Below are 18,624 nucleotides of genomic sequence, written 5' to 3'. Positions count from 1 at the left end.
GGGAACGCAGGTGGATCGTCGACGGGAACAAGCTGCCAATGCGGTTACGATCGGCGTCTGACCATGCGATGCTTCTGAGCAAGCACTGGGAGGGGAGCACTTTTTAGGGATTACAGGGTAGGTGAGCTCCTTCATGTTTCGGGTGGTTGGACAACGTCGGCATGAGGAAGCGGTGACCAGGTGACGCGCCAGGCTCGGGTGCGGCCGGCTCGGACACGGACACAGCGGACGCGCGTCATCACCCTGCCGCAGCTGATGGCGGCCGCCGTCGAGGCGAATCCCGGCGGCCGCGCCGTCGTATTCGCCGACGCCGACGCCACCTCCGGCGGGCTGAGCTATGCCGAGTTGGATGAGCGTTCGACCCGGCTCGCCCGGCTGCTCATCGATCGTGGTGTCGGACCGGAGGATCTGGTCGCCGTGGCCGTGCCGCGGTCGGTGGATTCGGTGCTCGCGGTGTGGGCGGTGGCCAAGACCGGCGCTGGATTCGTGCCGGTGGACCCGCATTATCCGGCGGATCGGGTCGCGCACATGCTGACCGACTCCGGTGTGAGCTTCGGCCTGACCGTCGCCGCGGTCCGCCGCGGCCTGCCCGATCACGCCGAATGGCTGATGCTCGACGACCCGATCACCGCGCAACAGCTGCAGCGGTATCCGGTGGATCGGGTGACCAATCAGGATCGGGTGCGACCACTGCACGGCGCACACCCGGCCTATGTCATCTACACCTCGGGCTCGACCGGCGTCCCCAAGGGTGTGGTGGTCACCCATCAGGGATTATCCGGCTTCTGCGATGAACAGCGGACCCGATACCGGGTGACGAGCGCGGCCCGGACACTGCATTTCGCGTCGCCGTCCTTCGACGCGTCGGTGCTGGAACTGCTGCTGGCATTGGGCGGCGCGGCCACCATGGTGGTCGTATCGCCGACTGTCTACGGCGGTGCGGAACTGGCCGCGGTGCTGCGGCGCGAGCGGGTGACCCACGCCTTCGTCACCCCCGCGGCCCTGGCCTCGGTGGAGCCCACCGGACTCGACGAACTGCGGGTCGTGGTGACCGGCGGTGAGGCTTGTCCACCGCAGTTGGTGCGGCGCTGGGTACTACCGATCGCGGGCGGGCTGCTCCGCGAATTCTTCGATGCCTACGGTCCGACCGAGGCCACCATCGCCACCAATATCACCGCGCCGATGGTGCCGTGGCAGCCGGTGACCCTCGGCTCGCCGATCCACGGCATCGCCGCCTATGTACTCAACGATCGGCTGGTGCCGGTGCCGAACCGGGTGGTCGGGGAACTGTATGTCGCCGGTGCGCAACTCGCGCGCGGTTACCTGGGCCAACAGACGCTCACCGCGGCCCGCTTCGTGGCCAATCCGTTCGAACCGGGCACCCGGCTCTACCGAACCGGCGATCTGGTGCGCTGGACCGCGACCGGTGAACTGGAGTACCTCGGCCGCAACGACTCCCAGGTCAAGATCCGCGGCTTCCGCATCGAACTCACCGAAATCGACGCGGTACTCGGCTCATACGACCATGTGGATTTCGCGGTCACCGTCGGGCACGAACTCGACAGCGGTACCACCGTATTGGCCTCCTATGTGCACCCCATCGACGGGCTGACCGTCGATATGGCCGAGCTGAAGGCCCTGGTAGAGCGGAAATTACCGGCGCATATGGCGCCCGCGTGTATCACGGTGCTCGACAAGGTGCCGCTGACGCCCATGGGCAAACTGGACCGCAAGGCGCTGCCCGCACCGGTATTCGAGGCCAAGGTGTTCCGCGCACCCTCGACACCGGTCGAGGAGATCGTCGCGGGCACCTTCGGTGATGTGCTCGGTGTCGCGCGCGTCGGCCTGGACGACGACTTCTTCGAACTCGGCGGCAACTCGCTGCTGGCCACCCAGGTGACCGCACGGCTGGATGCCGCGCTGGATACGCAGTTGGCGGTCCGCGATCTGTTCCACGCGTCGACGGTCGCCGCCTTCACCGCCGTCGTCGAACGCACCGCCGGATCCGGCCGGAGTCGGCCGCGGCTGATCGCGGGGGAGCGGCCCGAACTGATTCCGCTGTCGCTGGCGCAGCAGCGGTACTGGTTCCTCAACCAGTTCGATACCGAAACCTCGGCGGTGGACAATATTCCGCTCGCCGTGCGGCTCACGGGTGAGCTGGATGCGGCCGCGCTCGGGCTGGCCATCGGCGATGTGCTGTCCCGGCACGAGGTGCTGCGAACCACCTATCCGAGCATCGGCGGGCGGCCGCATCAGGTCATCCATCCGGTGCCGGATACTCGGTTCGCCATGGTGCCGGTCGATGTGGCCGAGGACGAACTGGTACGTCGGCTCATCGACTTCGCGGTGCTGACCTTCGATGTGACCGTCGAGGTTCCGGTCGCGATCGAGCTGTTCCGCCTGGCGCCGCGTGAGCATGTCATCGCCTTGACCGTGCACCATGTCGCGGCCGACGGCGCATCGATGGGACCGCTGGCCCGCGATCTCATGGTCGCCTACGCCGCGCGGGTGCAGGGGCAGGCGCCGCGGTGGCAGCCGCTGCCGGTGCAGTACGCCGACTACGCGCTGTGGGAGCGCGAGGCGCTCGGCGACGAGGACGATCCGGATTCACCGGCCGCACAGCAGATCGCCTACTGGCGGCGGACGTTGGCGCAGTTGCCGGACCAGTTGGAGCTGCCGACCGACCGTCCGCGCCCGCCCGCGCAGTCGTTCCAGGGCAAGTCGGTGCGGTTCGAGATCTCGGCGGATCGGCACGCGGAACTGCATGCGCTGGCGCGGGCCAATCACGCCTCGCTGTTCATGGTCGTGCACGCGGCGCTCGCGGTGCTGCTGGCCCGGCTTTCGGGCAGCGACGACATCGCGGTCGGTACGCCCATCGCGGGTCGTGGCGAGCGTGAACTCGATGATCTGATCGGCATGTTCGTCAACACTTTGGTGTTCCGGACGCGGGTGCGTCCCGGTGACAGCTTCGCCGCTCTGCTCGCCGACGTGCGCGAGCGCGATCTCGAGGCCTTCGCCAATGCCGATGTGCCCTTCGAGCGAATCGTCGAGGCGCTGAATCCGGTTCGCTCGATCGCCCGCAATCCGCTGTTCCAGGTTGGCCTTTCCTTCCAGAACCTGGCCGAGACCACCTTGGAGCTGCCCGGACTCTCGGTCGCCACGGTCGATTTCGATCTGCAACTGGCCAAGACGGATCTGCACATCTCGCTGGCCGACCGCTACACCGACGACGGTGCGCCCGCCGGGATCGTGGCGAACTTCGGCTATGCCACCGACCTGTTCGACGAGTCGACAGTGCAAGGATTCAGCGACCGGTTCGTCCGGGTGCTCGATGCCGTGCTCAACGATGTGTCGGTGCGGGTCGGCGAGATCGAACTGCTCGCCGGTGCCGAGAGTTCGCGGATTCTGGCCGGTTGGAACGACACCGCGCATCCGATCGATGCGACGGCGACGCTGGTGTCGCTCCTGGATGCGACGGTGGCCGCGGCGCCGGATGCGGTTGCGGTGGTATCCGATCAGCCGGGGCGCAAGCTCAGCTATGCGGAGCTCGACGCCCGGGTGAATCGGTTGGCGCGGTATCTGATCGAGCGCGGCGTACGCTCGGAGGATCGGGTGGCATTGGGCATGCGCCGGTCCGTCGATCTGATCGTCGCCATGTACGCGGTGGCGAAATCCGGTGCGGCGTATGTGCCCATCGATCCGGATCAACCCGTCGAACGCGTCGAGTACATCCTGCAAACCGCACAACCGGTCTGTCTGCTGAGCTCCGTGCACGACGGCTTCCACACCGACGCCATCGATTCCGTGACAATCGATGAACTCGACCTCTCGCGCTACTCGGACGCTCCGCTCGCGGCGCATGAACGCGGTGGTGCATTGCTGCCGGGGAACACCGCGTACGTGATCTATACGTCGGGTTCGACCGGGCAGCCGAAGGGCGTCGCGGTTTCGCACGGCGCGATCGTCAACCAGTTGCTCTGGAAGACGGCCGAATTCGGCCTCGGAGCCGATGATGTGCTGTTGCTCAAGACGGTCGCCACCTTCGACCTGTCGGTCTGGGAGTTCTGGACGGCGGCGGTATGCGCTGGCACGGTGGTCGTCGCCGCGCCGGATGGTCATCGGGATCCGGCCTATCTCAACGAATTGATGGCGCGTGAGTCGGTGACGACCCTGCATGTGGTGCCGTCGATGCTGGACGCGCTGTCGACGGGTCAGCTGTCCCGATCGCTGCGCCGGGTGCTGGCCATCGGAGAGACGCTACCGGCCGCCACCGCGCAGCGATTCCGCCAGAGCAACGCCGCGGACCTGTTCAACCTGTACGGCCCCACCGAAGCCGCGGTCTCGATCACCAACCATCGGGTGACCGACGCCGACGCGGTTACGGTGCCGATCGGCGGGCCGGAGTGGAACAGCCATGTCTACGTGCTGGATTCGCGCCTGCGGCCGGTGCCCGTCGGCGTATCCGGCGAGTTGTACCTGGCCGGTGCACAATTGGCGCGTGGCTACTTCGGGCGGACCGATCTCACCGCGGAACGGTTCGTGGCCAACCCATTCGAATCCGGTGCCCGCATGTATCGCACCGGCGACTTGGTGTCCTGGAACGAGCACGGTGAGCTGGAGTACCACGGCCGCACCGACTTCCAGGTGAAGATCCGCGGCTTCCGGATCGAACTCGGCGAGATCGAGACCGCACTGCTCACCAGGCCCGAGATCGCGCAGGCCGCAGTGCTCGTCAAATCCGATGCGCGGATCGGTGATTGGCTGGTGGCGTACGTCGTACCGGCCGATGAGGCGACCCCGGTCGTCGTCGCCGAACTGAAGGCGGCGCTGGCCGCGGTGCTGCCGTCGTACATGATGCCCAATGCGTTCGTCATGCTGACGTCCTTGCCGCGCAATGCGAATGGCAAGCTCGATCGCGCCGCGCTACCCGATCCGGAGTTCGAGACCCAGGTCTTCCGCGCGCCCGCGACACCGGTCGAGGAGATCGTGGCCGGAGTCTTCGGCGACGTGCTCGGCGTGCAGCGCGTCGGACGCGATGACGATTTCTTTGCCATGGGCGGCAATTCGCTGCTGGCGACGCAGGTGGCGGCCCGGGTCGGCGACGCGCTGGATACCAAGGTGCTGGTGCGCTCGATCTTCGAGACACCGACCGTGGCCGGACTCGCCGCCAAGGTCGAAACCCATGCCGGTTCCGGTCGGCGACAGCCGCTGCTGGCCGGGCTGCGGCCGGAGCGGATCCCGCTGTCGCTGGCGCAGTTGCGGATGTGGTTCATCAACCAGTTCGATCCCGGCTCAGCGGCTTACCACATCCCGGTGGCCATCCGGCTGTCCGGCGAACTCGATATCACCGCACTGGGTTCGGCGGTCGAGGACATGGTGGCGCGGCACGAGGTGCTGCGCACGGTCTATCCGCAGACCGCCGACGGTCCGGTGCAGGAGGTGCTCGCACCCAACGAAGTGCCGATCGATCTGGTCCCGATTCCGATCACGGAATCGGACGCGGTGCGGCAGGTGCAGCAGATCGTCGCGGTGGGCTTCGACGTCACCGTCGAGGTACCCTTCCGCGCCACCCTATTGCGGCTCGATACTGGTGACCACATTCTGGTTTTCGTCGCCCACCACATCGGCGCCGACGGATGGTCGATGTCGCCGCTGGTCCGCGACGTCATGCTGGCCTACTCGGCCCGCAGCGCGGGTGAGCTGCCCTCGTGGTCACCGCTGCCGGTGCAGTATGCGGATTTCAGTGTCTGGCAACGCACTGTGCTCGGCTCCGAGGACGATCCGGCGAGCCTGATCTCGGCACAGGCCGGATACTGGCGGACCGCGCTGGCCGATCTGCCCGACGAACTGAATCTGCCCGCGGACCGGCCGCGCCCGGCGCTGCGGACCTTCGCGGGCGGGCGCACCGAATTCGAGATAGACCCGCTGGTGCACGCCGGTCTGGTGCGCCTGGCCCGTCGGCACAACGCCACCATGTTCATGGTGGTGCACGCCGCGCTGGCGGTATTCCTGGCGCGCATGTCCGGCACCGCCGATATCGCCATCGGCACCCCGGTCGCCGGTCGCGGCGCGGCCGAACTCGACGACATGATCGGCATGTTCGTCAATACGCTGGTGCTGCGACTGCCGGTGCCCGACGACCGCACCTTCGGTGATCTGCTCGCCCATGCCAAAGACGCCGACCTGCAAGCTTTTTCGCATGCGGACCTCCCGTTCGAGCGACTGGTCGAACTGCTGAACCCGCCGCGTTCCACGGCTCGCCACCCGCTGTTCCAGGTGTCGATGTCGTATCTGAACCTGCCGACCAGCACCTTCGAGCTTCCCGGATTACGCGCGGAGACTTTCGATTTCGCCGTCGACATCGCGAAATTCGATCTATCGCTGACCATGTGGGCACCGGGTACCGCCGAGGAGAGCCTGCGCGGTGAGTTCAACTTCGCGCGAGACCTGTTCGACGACAAGACGATCGAGATGTTCGCCGCCCGGTTCACCCGGCTGCTCACCGAGATCGTCGCACGGCCCGATGCCCCGATCGGCGACCTGCGGCTGCTCGGCGCTGCCGAAGAGCAGGCGCTGACACCGGTGCGGCGCGGCGAGACGCCCGCCGTCCGGCTGCTGCCGGACCTGCTGACCAGCGCCGTCAGCGTCGATCCGGAACATGTCGCGGTGCGCACCGCCGGTCGCTCGATCTCCTACCGCGAACTGGACGAATACTCGTCGCGGCTGGCTCGGGTGCTGATCGATCGCGGTGTCGGCCCGGAGAGCCTTGTCGCCCTTGCCTTCCCGCGTTCGCTGGAGATGGTCGCCGCCTTCTGGGCCATCGCCAAGGCCGGTGGCGCGCACGTGCCGATCGACCCGACCTATCCGACGGACCGGATCCGGCACATGGTGACCGATTCCGGTGCCGTCCTCGGCATCACCACCTCCACCTACACCGAGCGGTTGCCCGAGGAATCGACCGAAACCAGCTGGCTACAGCTCGACGATCCCGCGATCCACGCGGCCGTGGCCGATAAGTCGCCATCGCCGATCACCGATGCCGAGCGGCTGCGCACGCTGCTGCCGCAGCATCCGGCGTACGTGATCTACACGTCCGGGTCGACGGGCACACCCAAGGGCGTCACCGTCACCCAGGTCGGTGTCGGTGGTGCCGTGGAGAACGCCAGCGCCGTGTTCCAGCTCGGTCCGCAGCATCGGTTCCTACATCTGTGCTCGCCGAGCTTCGATCCGTCGATTCTGGAGTGGCTCTGTACCTTCCACAACGGCGCGACTCTGGTCATCGTGCCGTCCACCATCCTCGGCGGCCCGGATCTGGCCGCGCTGCTGCGCACCGAGCGGGTCACGCACGCGATCTTCACCCCCGCCGTGCTCGGCACTGTCGATCCGGCCGGTCTGGACGAATTCCGATTCCTGTGCTGCGGTGGCGATTCCAGCTCGCCCGAGCTCGTCGCCAAATGGCAGCCGGGACGGCATTTCATCAATGGCTACGGTCCGACCGAGGCCACGGTGGCCGCGTCGTGGAGCGAGATGATCGCCGGACAGCGCATCACGCTCGGCGGTCCGGTGCCGGGAACGCCGATGGTGGTGCTGGATTCGCGGCTGCGCCCGGTGCCGCCGGGCGCCGTCGGCGAGCTCTATCTCGGTGGCAACGCGCTGGCACGCGGCTATCACGACCGGCCTACGCTGACCGCGGAACGTTTCGTCGCCGATCCGTGGGGTCCGCACGGTGCCCGGATGTATCGCACCGGCGATCTGGTGCGCTGGGTCGGCGAACCGGGGGAGTGGGAGCTCGAATACGTCGGTCGCACGGACTTCCAGCTCAAGATCCGCGGTCTGCGCATCGAACTCGGTGAGATCGATGCGGTGTTGCGTGGGCACGACCAGGTCGAGTTCGCCGTCACGATCGGCCGGGAAAACCCCGCGGGTGAAAAGATTCTCGTCGCCTACGTACTTCCGGTGGTGGGGCGGACCATCGATACCGGGGCGCTCACCGAATACGCCGCGCGCAGTTTGCCTCGGCACATGGTGCCCTCGGCGGTGGTGGTCCTCGACCACGTGCCGCTGACCCCGGTCGGCAAGCTCGATCGCGCGGCACTGCCCGCACCCGAACTCGCCCCGCGTCCGTATTTCGCGCCAGCGACCCCGCAGGAACAGGCCGTCGCCGACGTATACGCCGAGGTACTCGGCCTCGACCTGGTCGGCTCCGATGACGATTTCTTCGCACTCGGCGGCAGTTCGCTGGCCGCCGTGCGCGCGGTGAACAAGCTGCGTGAGCTGACCGGCATCGCGGTCCAGGTGCAGTGGTTCTTCACCGATCCGACCGTCGCGGCGCTCACCCAGCGCATCATGGCCGCCGACGAAACCGAGAGCTACGAATACGGACTGAACGCCGAGGCCGCACTCGACGTGCTGCTGCCGATCCGCCACGGCACCGGCGAAGCGCTGTTCTGCATCCATCCGATGGCCGGATTGTCCTGGTGCTACACCGGTCTCGCGCAGTATCTGCCCGCCGACCGCCCGATCTTCGGTGTGCAGTCGCCCGCACTGTCCGAATCGGACTTCCGGCCGGACTCGCTGGATGCCATGGCCCTGCGCTATGTCGAGGAGATCCGCGCGGTGCAACCCGAGGGGCCGTACCGGCTGCTCGGGTGGTCGCTCGGTGGTGCGCTGGCCCACGCGGTCGCGGTCGAATTGCAGTCCGCGGGTGCGGAAGTCGCCCTGCTCGCCATGCTGGACAGCCGCACCGGTGGCAATATCGCCGACTTCTGGGCGGAACTGCGCTCGGCCTTCGCCGAACTAGGCATCGGCCCGGACATGCTGGGTGACAGCAATATCCGCAACCTCACCGAAGAGGCGCTCGCGGTGCTGTACGCCAATATCCCGCCGGAACTGGCACTGCTGACCCCGGAACGCCTGCGTCAGAGCTACCGTGGCGCGGTGCGCTCGGTCGAGCTCGGAATCAACCATCAGCACAAGGTTTTCCACGGCACACTCGACTTCTTCAGCGCCACCGGCCACACCGCCGAGTCCCGGGCCTGGCGGCCGTATGTCGACGGCACGATCAACGAGCATCCGGTCGAGGCGACCCATGAGCTGATGACGTCACCGGCGGCCCTCGCCGAAATCGGACCCGTCCTGGCCGGGTTGCTCGCCGAGCCCGAGCCCCCGGTCGAGAATGCCGCGGAGCCAACCGAAGCCGAGGCGCCGGTCGAATACGCCGCCGCACCGGAGGGATACGAGTACGCGGCACCGCTCGCCGATCCGGCCGGGTTCGACCACGACTACCCGACATCGGTCCTGGTCCCGATCCAGATCGATGTCCCGGCACCGACGGACGACCTGCCCTCGACGGTCGAGGCCCCGGCACTGGACCTCGACGACGACGAACCCGAGATTGCCGTCCAATCCGAGCGCGTCCCGTTCGCGGTCATCCACGACGACGACCCGATCGAGTACGCCGTCCCGCACCGCCCCGACGAACCCGACGACACCCCCATCCCGCTGTCGCTGACCCCGAATGCCGTGCGGCTCTTGGACTCCGGTGTCGAACTGCGCGTCGTCACCCTCGAGATCCCGCCCAACTACTCACCGGAAGCGGTGCAATTCGCCGTCGATACGGTGCTCGAACAGCATCCGATGCTGTGGGTCCGGCTGCATCGTGACCGTGCGGGCGCCGATCCGGTCTTCGAAATCCCGGCCGAGGCGCAGCGTCTCGACGAGGCCTTCCTCAGCCTGGAATACGGCATCGAGCAGACGCCGCCGCCGATCGACGATGTGGTGCGCGCCGTCGCCACCGAACTCGACCCGGTCCATGGCCGCAATATCCGCTTCGTACTGGTCGGCGGCCGCGAGGTGCCCTCGACCATGGTGATCGTCGCCAATGGGCTGGTCGTGGACGACACTTCGTGGCGCACCATCATCGACAAGCTGTCGCTGGCCTGGTCGCGTGGCAGGCACCGCTCGCCCGCCGTTCCCGAGGCCGGACTGTCCGACCTGCTCCGGGTGCTGTCCGAGGGTGCGAGCGGCCCGGCGGCAATCGAGGAAGTGGCGTGGTGGCACCACACCTTGAGCGCGGTCCCCGCCGCCAAGGCCGGTGCCACGAACAAGAATCTGCGCGCGCGGCGCCGGGTCTCGCTGACCATCACCACCGAGGGCACCGCCGCCGTCGTCGCCGCGGCCGCCGCGCACGGTGCCGACATCGACGAAGTCCTGCTCACCGCGCTGGCGATCGCGCAGATCACCTCCGCTGGCGAAACCGTTACCGAGGCGATGGGCCCGGTGGTCCGGCTGCATGCCGACAGCCGGTCGATGGCCGAGACCGACACCCTGGTCGGCGCCTTCACCACCGACTACCCGCTCCCGCTGCAACTGGATGGTGTGAATATCCAGGATGCGCTGGTCGGTGGTCGTGCGGCCGGTATCGCGATCGAGCAGGTCAAGCGGCTCACTGGTGCCGTGCCGTCCTTTGGCGTCGGTTACGGCCTGCTGCGCTATCTCAATCCCGATACCGCCGCCGCCTTGACCGCACTCCCCGCCGGTCGGTGTGCGTTGCGTTACAGAGATCTGCGCCCGGCGCGCGTGCACACCGACGCACCGTCCGCTGATCTGCTGCTCGATATCACCGCCGACGCCACCGCCGAGGGCCTGCTCGTGCGCTTCGACTACGCGGCCGAGGTATTCGGTGGTGACGAGGTCAAGACTTTCGCCGAACACTGGATCCGGGCCCTCGGCGGACTGGCCGAATACGGTCAGCGATATCCGGGGCGACCATGATCACATTCCGGCCGCTGAGGCATGATGGAGCAACATTGCGGTAACGATGTCCACTATCGTCACGACTAAATAGGCCGTATGGTCGGCCGCGGTGCATGCCCGCGGCCAGGGGAAGCCCTCCCGTAATCACGATACGAAGTGAAGGTGTGAAATTGATGCGTAGTCTGATCCGGCGTCGCGGCACACGTGCGGCGGCGGTGATCGCGGCAACCGCGGTATTCGCGGGAGTCATGTCCGGCTTCGGCGCATCTACCGCGACGGCTGATCCGATCATCGATTCGAAGACGCTGCTGGCGAACCCGGTCGCGCCGGACGGCTCGAAGATCACCAAGGCCGAGTACAAGGACGATCGCAGCATCCGCCTGTACGTCTGGTCCGCGGCCATGGACCGGACCTTCCCGATCGACGTGCAGCGCCCCGCCGACGCCTCGGTGCCGCGTCCGGTGCTCTACCTGCTCAACGGTGCGGGCGGCGGTGAGGACAGCGCGTCCTGGGTGGCCAAGACCGATGCGCTGAAGTTCCTCGGCGACAAGAACGTCAATGTGGTCCAGCCCATCGGCGGCAAGTGGAGCTACTACACCGACTGGATCAAGGATGATCCGGTACTCGGCCGCAACAAGTGGAAGACCTTCTTCACCGAGGAACTGCCGCCGCTGATCGACGGCGCGCTCGGCACCAACGGCACCAATGCCATCGCGGGCCTGTCCACCTCGGGCACCACCGTGCTCGCGCTGCCGATCGCCAAGCCGGGCCTGTACAAGGCCGCCGCGGCCTACAGCGGCTGCGCCCAGACCAGTGATCCGGTCGGCTCGGAGTTCGTCAAGCTGACCGTCGAGACCTGGGGCGGCGGCAATGTCGACAACATGTGGGGCCCGGTCGGCGGGCCGGACTGGGTGGCGAACGACCCCTACGTCAATGCCGAGGGGCTGCGCGGTACGGATCTCTACATCTCGACCGGCAACGGTTTGCCCGGCCCGTACGACACCCTCAACGGTGAGTACACCCTTCCCGGCCCCGGCGGTCTGGCAAACCAGATCCTGATCGGCGGCGTCATCGAGGCGGGCACCAACTACTGCACCAACAACATGAAGACGAAGCTGGACTCGCTGGGTATCCCAGCCACCTTCAACTTCCGCCCCAGTGGCACCCACTCCTGGGGCTACTGGAACGACGAGCTGCACGCCTCCTGGCCCACCCTCGCCAAGGGCCTCGGCATCTGAGCTGATCCCCACGACTTCCAGCCGACCGCCCCGATTGTGCGCTATCGCACAATCGGGGCGGTCTGTTTTTTATAGATAGTGCTAAACAAAAAGTTCGGGAACCCGTAAAATTCTGTTCTATGAGTACAACCCTGGTCGAGTCGGCGCGGAACGCGACGACCCGGGCGAGATCCGTCAGCGTCTTGCTCGGTCCGGCCTTCGTAGCGGCCATCGCCTATGTCGATCCCGGCAATGTGGCGTCGAATATCAGCGCGGGCGCCCAGTTCGGCTACCTACTCGTGTGGGTCATCGTGATGGCCAATGTGATGGCCGGGCTGGTGCAGTTCCTGTCGGCGAAGCTGGGGTTGGTCACCGGTATGTCGCTACCGGAGGCGGTGCGGTCCAAGTCGAGTCGTCCGGTGCGCCTTGCCTATTGGGTGCAGGCGGAAACCGTCGCGATGGCCACCGACTTGGCCGAGGTGGTCGGCGGCGCGATCGCGCTGAAGCTGCTCTTCGATCTGCCGCTGCTGGTCGGCGGCGTGATCACCGGGGTGGTCTCGATGGCGCTGCTGCTGGTGCAGAACCATCGCGGGCAGAAGCCGTTCGAGCGGGTCATCACCGGTCTGCTCGCCGTCATCGCCATCGGCTTCCTGGCCAGCGTCGTGATTTCGCCGCCGTCGGCCTCCGGCACCGTCGGTGGTCTGCTGCCGCGCTTCCAGGGTTCTGAGAGCGTGCTGCTGGCGGCCGCCATGATCGGCGCGACCGTGATGCCGCACGCGGTGTACCTGCACTCCGGACTGGCCCGGGACCGGCACGGTCAGCCCGAGGTCGGTCCGCTGCGGACTCGGCTGCTGCGGATCACCCGATACGATGTCGGACTCGCGATGGTGCTGGCGGGCACGGTCAATATGGCCATGCTGCTGATGGCCGCGAATACCTTGCGGGGCCGCGAGAACATCGAAACCCTCGAAGACGCGCACGCCGCTGTCGGCGATGCGCTCGGCCCTGTCGCCGCCCTGCTGCTGGCGATCGGTCTGCTGGCCTCCGGCCTGGCATCGACGTCGGTCGGGGCGTACGCGGGCGCGATGATCATGGAAGGTCTACTGCGCCGCAAGATTCCGCTGTTGGCCCGTCGTCTGGTCACGCTGGTACCGGCCATCGGCATCCTCGCGGTCGGCATCGATCCCACTCGCGCACTGATCATTTCGCAGGTCGTGCTGTCGTTCGGCATCCCGTTCGCCCTCATCCCGCTGGTCCGCTTCACCAGCGACCGCATACTGATGGGCGCCGACGTCAACCACCGGGTGACCACCGGCCTTGCCTGGCTGGTCGCCGTCATCATCAGCCTGCTGAATGTGGCACTGATCTACTTGACCGTCACGGGCAACTAGCCGAACAGCATGCGCTGCGCATAGCCCGTATCGAAATACTCACGGGCCTCGGCGATCTTGCCGTTCTCGACTCGGAAGACGATCGCCACATTGTTGACGTACGGTTCGCCCGCCTCGGTGGTCGCGCGGGTGGTCCATTCGGCGACCGCCTGCGCGCCGTCGGCCAGCACGGTCCGCACCTCCTGGCCGATCGGCTGTGACGCGTCCATCCGCTCGATCATCTGCGCGACGAATTGCCCGAAGATCTCCTCCGGTCCGGTCCAGGTACGCGCGGTCGGCAGCTCGCCGAACAGCGTCCAGGTCGAATCCGGGGTGAAGAAGCCTGCGGCGCGTTCGGCGTCACCGGATCCGAGTGCCTCGATGTAGGCCAGGATGGTGGCGCGGGTCTGCTCGGTGGTCGACATGATCGCTCCTTCAGGCGTCGATGGTGAGGATCGCGTTGCCGCGGATCCGGCGGTTGTTCAGATCGGTGAGTACGCTTGCCGTTTCGGCCCAGTCGGCGACCCTACCGAGCTCTGGATGCAGGCGGCCGGTGGCCGTCAGGTCGACCAGGACGCGCAGATCCTCGGCATCGGTGGTGTCGGCGACCCAGTGCGGGAAATGCCGCAGCGTGAACGGCGAGACCGTCAGGTATTCGAAGAAGCTGAGCCGGATCGGTCGCAGGCTCGCCTGACCGAACCACAGCACGGTGCCGCCGGGCGCGATCCGGGCGAGCGCGGCCGCGAAGACATCGCCGCCGACCGATTCGAAGATGATGTCGAAGGGACCGTCGGCGTCCGCGACATCATGGACGACGGCTGCCGCGCCGAGTTCGGCCAGCCGGGCGCCGCGCTCGGGCGAGGCGGCCACCGCGGTTACCGAAATGCCTGCGGCCGTTGCCAATTCCACTAGGTAGTGACCGACTCCGCCCGATGCGCCGGTGATCAGTGCCTGCTTGCCCGCCGGGGCCTCGACGTGCCGGAGTAGACGCAATGCGGTCAAACCCGCGAGTGGCAAAGCTGCCGCGGTGGTGGCGGTGATGGTGTCGGGCAACTCGGCCAGTGCTGCGGTCGGGACGGCCACCCGCTCGGCCCACCCGCCGCCCTCGGCATGGCCGACCACGCGGGTGCCGACGGCGGGCCCCGAGTCATCGGCGGCGGCCGCGATGACCCGGCCGACGACGTCCTGTCCCATGACGGTGCCCGGTGCGGTCGGCGTGCCGTAGGCCCCGGTCATGGCGAGAATCTCGCCGCGGTTCACCGAGAATGCCTCGACCTGGACGATCGCGGCATCGGCGGCCGCCGTGGGTTCGGTGGTGTCGGTGAACCGCACCAAGGTCCGATCACCGGTTGCTGCAAGGGCTTTCATCTGACTTCCTCCCGGTCGTTGCGACGAAAACGACACTAAGAGGGTTGGTTTCCGGATTAAAGAAGGCAGTAATTAGTGGTATAGGTACCTGGTGGATACCAACGATCCCATGGCATACGACATCTTCGATCTGAACTGTCCGTCCCGTGCGGTCTTCGACCGGCTCGGTGAACGCTGGACCGGGCTCGTATTGCTGGCCCTGAAGCCGGGCACGCTGCGCTTCTCGGAGTTGCGCAGGCAGGTGCAGGGCATCACGCAGAAGATGCTCACCCAGACGCTGCGCGGCTTGGAGCGCGACGGGATGGTGTCGCGCACGGTGTATCCGACCGTGCCGGTCACCGTCGAATACACGCTGACGCCGCTCGGTCACAGCCTCAGCGCCGCCGTGGATGTGCTGCGCGCCTGGGCCATCGAGCATATCGATGAAATCGACGCGGCCAGAGCCGAATACGAGCAGGCAGGGTGATCAGACCCAATTCTCGATCCAGTACTTCCAGATCAGCGGAGCATAGGCGGCCAGCGGCTGCACCTTGATATCGGTGCCCGCGAGTGCGGCGGTGGCATTGCGGCAGTCGAACCAGCAGCTGAATTCGCTGTGCTCCAACACATCCTGGGGGACGCCGACGCGCGGGAGCAGCCAGCTCGTGCCGGGGACGCGCAGCATCATCTCGAGGGTGCGCTTGGGCATCACCTCCACCAGATGTGGTGCACCGGCCTCGTCGGCGAACAGATTCAGCGCCTCGGCGGCGCTCTGCCGACGCGGATCGGCCAGGTGGTAGGTGGTGCGGATCGAGTCGGGGCGGTGTGCGATATGGGCCAGTGCGCGAGCCACGAAATCGACCGGGACCATATTGGTTTCACCCAGCTTCGGCACCAGCACCGGCAGGATCCTCGGCAGCTGCGCGGCCATCCGCAGCAGCCGGAAGAAGTAGTAGGGCCCGTCGATTCGATCGATCTCACCGGTGCGCGAATGCCCGATCACGATCGATGGCCGATAGATACGCCAGCCCAACGCGGATTCGCGCACGATCTTCTCGGCCTCGAATTTCGCCCGCTGCATGGGCGAACTCAGCACCTGCCCCTCGTCGAACATGTCCTCGGTGAACAACCCGTCGAACCCGCCCGCCACGTCAACCGTCGAGACATGGTGCAGCAGAGTGGCGTTCAGCTGCTCCGCGACATCGACGACATGTCTGGTGCCGCCGCCACCCTCGGCGAGGTCATAGCTCGACGCCAGATGGAAGACATGGTCGATCGACCCTCGATGCTCGGCGATCCAGGCCGGATCGATGCCGAGCCCGGGCGCGCCCATATCCCCGCGCACCGGCCGCACCCGCTCGCCACCCATCCACTCCCGGGCGCAACAGGTGTACCGGTCCGCCGAATCGACCCCCGGCCGGACCAGTACATGAATATCCCCTTCCCGTTTCAGCAGCTCGGGAATAAGAAATCGACCGATGAACCCAGTTGCTCCGGTAACCAGGTAAGCCATAGCCGATCAACATAGTCGCTTGTGCGGGCGCACTTGTGTCCGGGATCACGGCGCGCCCGATTCGTGCGATCAGTCGGCGAAGACCGGCTTGCGCTTGGTGAGCATGGCGGTCGCGCCCTCGAAGAAGTCGGGGGATTGGAGCAGTTCGCTCTGGCCGGTTTTTTCGGCTGCGAGAGCGGCGTCCAGCGCCGAGAGGGTTGCGGCGTTGAGCGCCTTCTTGGTGAGTTCGAGGGCGCGGCGCGGGCCCGCGGCGATTTTGGCTGCCGCCGCCTCGACCTTTGCGTCGAGTTCGTCCTCGGGAACCACGGCGGTGAACAGTCCGGCCGCCTTGGCGGCAGGCGCGGTGAGTCGTTCGCCGAGCAGGGCCATTTCGGCGGCCAGTGGACGTCCGGCCGCGGCGGCGACCATGGCTGCCGCACCGCCGTCGGGCATCAGGCCGATATTAATGAAGGCGAGCAGCAGGTAGGAATCCTCGGCCGCGTAGACCAGATCGGCGGCCAGCGCGATGCCGACGCCGACACCCGCGGCCGCGCCCTTGACCCGCGCGATGACCGGAATCGGCGCGTCCACAATGGCTTTCACGAGCCGGTTGGCGACATCCATCACCATGTCCGAGGTGATGCCGCGCTGCGCCTCGGCGGCCGATGCGGCAAGATCGGCGCCGGTGCAGAAGTCGCCGCCCTCGCCGGTCAGTACGATCACCCGCACCGAGCGGTCCTCGGCGGCGGCGAGGAAGGTGTCACCGAGGGCGACCATCGTGTCGTAGTCGATGGCGTTCTTGCGCTTGGGCTTGGTGATCGTGACCCGGAGCACCTTGCCGTCGTGGACGGCACTGAAACCCGCGGGTGTGGTCGCGGAATCCGGTTGGCTCATTTGGTGCTCCTGATCTGGAATTCAGCGGGCCTGGTTCTTTCGAGCGATCTGCGAGCAATCGTTGGCGGGAACCATGAATGGTGGTTAACTTTGCGAATTGTGGTTAACTTAGGATGATTTGTCCGGCGCTGTCAACCAGCGGCGCCGTACCGGAACGGAGAGCTACATGGTCGCGGATCGCAGCGAGGTCGGTCTCGCTTCCGCGCGGCCTGACGCGGGTGCGAGCAGGACCGGCGCGGAGCCGGTGCGGCGTCGCCCGAAGGATCGCAAGGTCCAGATCATCCGGGCCGCCGCGCGCGCGTTCAGCGAACGCGGGTATTACCCGGTCGGCGTCGACGAGATCGCCGCGGAGGTCGGCATCTCGGGCCCCGCGCTGTATCGCCACTTCGCGAACAAGTACGCGCTGCTGGTCGCGGCCGCCGAAGAAGGCGCACTGCACCTGCTGCAGGTCGCCCGCGCCGCCGACAACCCGGACCTGGAGCCCGAACCCAGGCTCGACGCCCTGATCAAGGCGATCAGCGAACACACCATCGATATCCGCCGCGAGGCCGGACTGTACCGCTGGGAGCGGCGCTACCTGGAGGCCGAGGACCGCGCCCGGATCAGGAAGGTCTACGACGCGCTCAACGCGACGCTGGCCGAACCGATCGCACAGCTGCGCCCCACCGCACCGCCCGCCGATGTGGCGATGCTCGCCGCCGGGGTGCTCAGCGCCATCGCCAGCATCTCCTCGCATCGCACCACGCTCGCCACCGCCCGGCTGATGCCGCTGCTGCGCGAGATGAGCTGGTCGATCCTGCGCGCCGAACTGCCGCCCGCACCGACCGAGCCCCAGCCCGGACCGGCCACCCGCGGCCTGCCGGTCACCTCGAAACGCGAACAGCTGCTCACCGAGGCGATCCGGATCTTCGGTCGCCAGGGCTATCACGAGGCCAGCATCGAGGAAATCGGCGCGGCCGTCGGCATCAACGCCTCCAGCGTCTACCGGTACTTCACCAGCAAGGCCGACCTGCTCGCCGCCGCCTTCCACCGCACCGGCGACCGGGTGGCCATCGCGATCACCGAGGCCCTGGCCGAGGCCACCAGCCGTCCGGACGCGGTCCGGCGCATCGCCTACCGCCAGGCCCGGCTCACCTTCTCGATGCCGGAGATCATGCCGGTCTACTACGCCGAATTCAGCAATCTGCCGCAGGCCGAACAACACAAGCTGCGCGCCATCCAACGCCAGAACGTGCTGGAGTGGGCCAACCTGCTCGACGGCGATCCGGTGGAGACGCGCTTCCGCGTACACGCCGCCATCGCTCAGATCATCGACGTGGGCCGGTTGACCAAATTCGATCCCCGGCCCGAACAACTGGCCCGCGTCTGCGCCCTGATGGAGGCCGTCCTCTTGGGCTGACCGGCAAGTCCCCCACAGCCGGTCATCACGGAGCGAGTTCTGCGAGCGACCCGTTCGTGGCCCGTCTCGCGTCCGAGCCGTCGAAGCGCATGCGACGAAGTCGCGAGTCTCGACGGCTCGGACGCGAGACACCAGGGGGCCGCGAACACG

General features: G+C 67.1%; 9 protein-coding genes. 5 read left to right on the top strand and 4 right to left on the bottom strand.

Features of this window, described 5'->3' with window-relative positions:
* Positions 1-180 precede the first annotated feature (180 nt).
* From ACQPZ2_RS40665 to ACQPZ2_RS40655, 3 genes are all read left to right on the top strand, one after another.
* Entirely contained in the window at positions 181-10,773 is a 10,593-nt protein-coding gene (locus tag ACQPZ2_RS40665; protein ID WP_433523216.1) for an amino acid adenylation domain-containing protein, read from the top strand.
* A 230-nt stretch (positions 10,774-11,003) separates the two neighbouring features.
* On the top strand, positions 11,004-11,993 hold the full coding sequence (locus tag ACQPZ2_RS40660; protein WP_433527653.1) for an alpha/beta hydrolase: 990 nt from the start codon (positions 11,004-11,006) through the stop codon (positions 11,991-11,993).
* 119 nt (positions 11,994-12,112) lie between these two features.
* Entirely contained in the window at positions 12,113-13,363 is a 1,251-nt protein-coding gene (locus ACQPZ2_RS40655) for an Nramp family divalent metal transporter (protein WP_433523215.1), read from the top strand.
* Here the strand turns inward: ACQPZ2_RS40655 and ACQPZ2_RS40650 are convergent.
* Positions 13,360-13,767 (bottom strand): nuclear transport factor 2 family protein, encoded by a 408-nt coding sequence (locus tag ACQPZ2_RS40650; protein WP_433523214.1) that lies wholly within the window; start codon positions 13,765-13,767, stop codon positions 13,360-13,362. The genes ACQPZ2_RS40655 and ACQPZ2_RS40650 overlap by 4 nt on opposite strands.
* Positions 13,768-13,777: 10 nt before the next feature.
* Positions 13,778-14,710, bottom strand: a complete 933-nt coding sequence (locus ACQPZ2_RS40645; protein WP_433523213.1) for a zinc-binding dehydrogenase — start codon at positions 14,708-14,710, stop codon at positions 13,778-13,780.
* Between the two features lie 109 nt (positions 14,711-14,819).
* On the opposite strand from ACQPZ2_RS40645, the gene ACQPZ2_RS40640 reads away from it, so the two are divergent.
* Positions 14,820-15,176 carry a winged helix-turn-helix transcriptional regulator gene (locus tag ACQPZ2_RS40640; RefSeq protein ID WP_397056246.1) on the top strand — a complete coding sequence of 119 codons (357 nt, stop codon included), beginning with the start codon at positions 14,820-14,822 and terminating at the stop codon, positions 15,174-15,176.
* Here the strand turns inward: ACQPZ2_RS40640 and ACQPZ2_RS40635 are convergent, their stop codons facing one another.
* Together ACQPZ2_RS40635 and ACQPZ2_RS40630 are read right to left on the bottom strand one after the other, a co-directional pair.
* Positions 15,177-16,202, bottom strand: a complete 1,026-nt coding sequence (locus tag ACQPZ2_RS40635; protein WP_433523212.1) for an SDR family oxidoreductase — start codon at positions 16,200-16,202, stop codon at positions 15,177-15,179.
* Between the two features lie 69 nt (positions 16,203-16,271).
* Entirely contained in the window at positions 16,272-17,075 is an 804-nt protein-coding gene (locus ACQPZ2_RS40630; RefSeq protein ID WP_433523211.1) for an enoyl-CoA hydratase-related protein, read from the bottom strand.
* Positions 17,076-17,241: 166 nt separating this feature from the next.
* Here ACQPZ2_RS40630 and ACQPZ2_RS40625 point away from each other — a divergent pair, with 166 nt between their 5' ends.
* Positions 17,242-18,474 (top strand): TetR/AcrR family transcriptional regulator, encoded by a 1,233-nt coding sequence (locus tag ACQPZ2_RS40625; protein WP_433523210.1) that lies wholly within the window; start codon positions 17,242-17,244, stop codon positions 18,472-18,474.
* The last annotated feature ends 150 nt before the right edge of the window (positions 18,475-18,624 follow it).

It is taken from the genome of Nocardia pseudovaccinii, from assembly GCF_050942345.1.
Lineage (GTDB): Bacteria > Actinomycetota > Actinomycetes > Mycobacteriales > Mycobacteriaceae > Nocardia > Nocardia pseudovaccinii.
The sequence above is the reverse complement of the archived record's forward strand: the minus strand, read 5'-3'. Positions and strand labels throughout refer to the sequence as shown.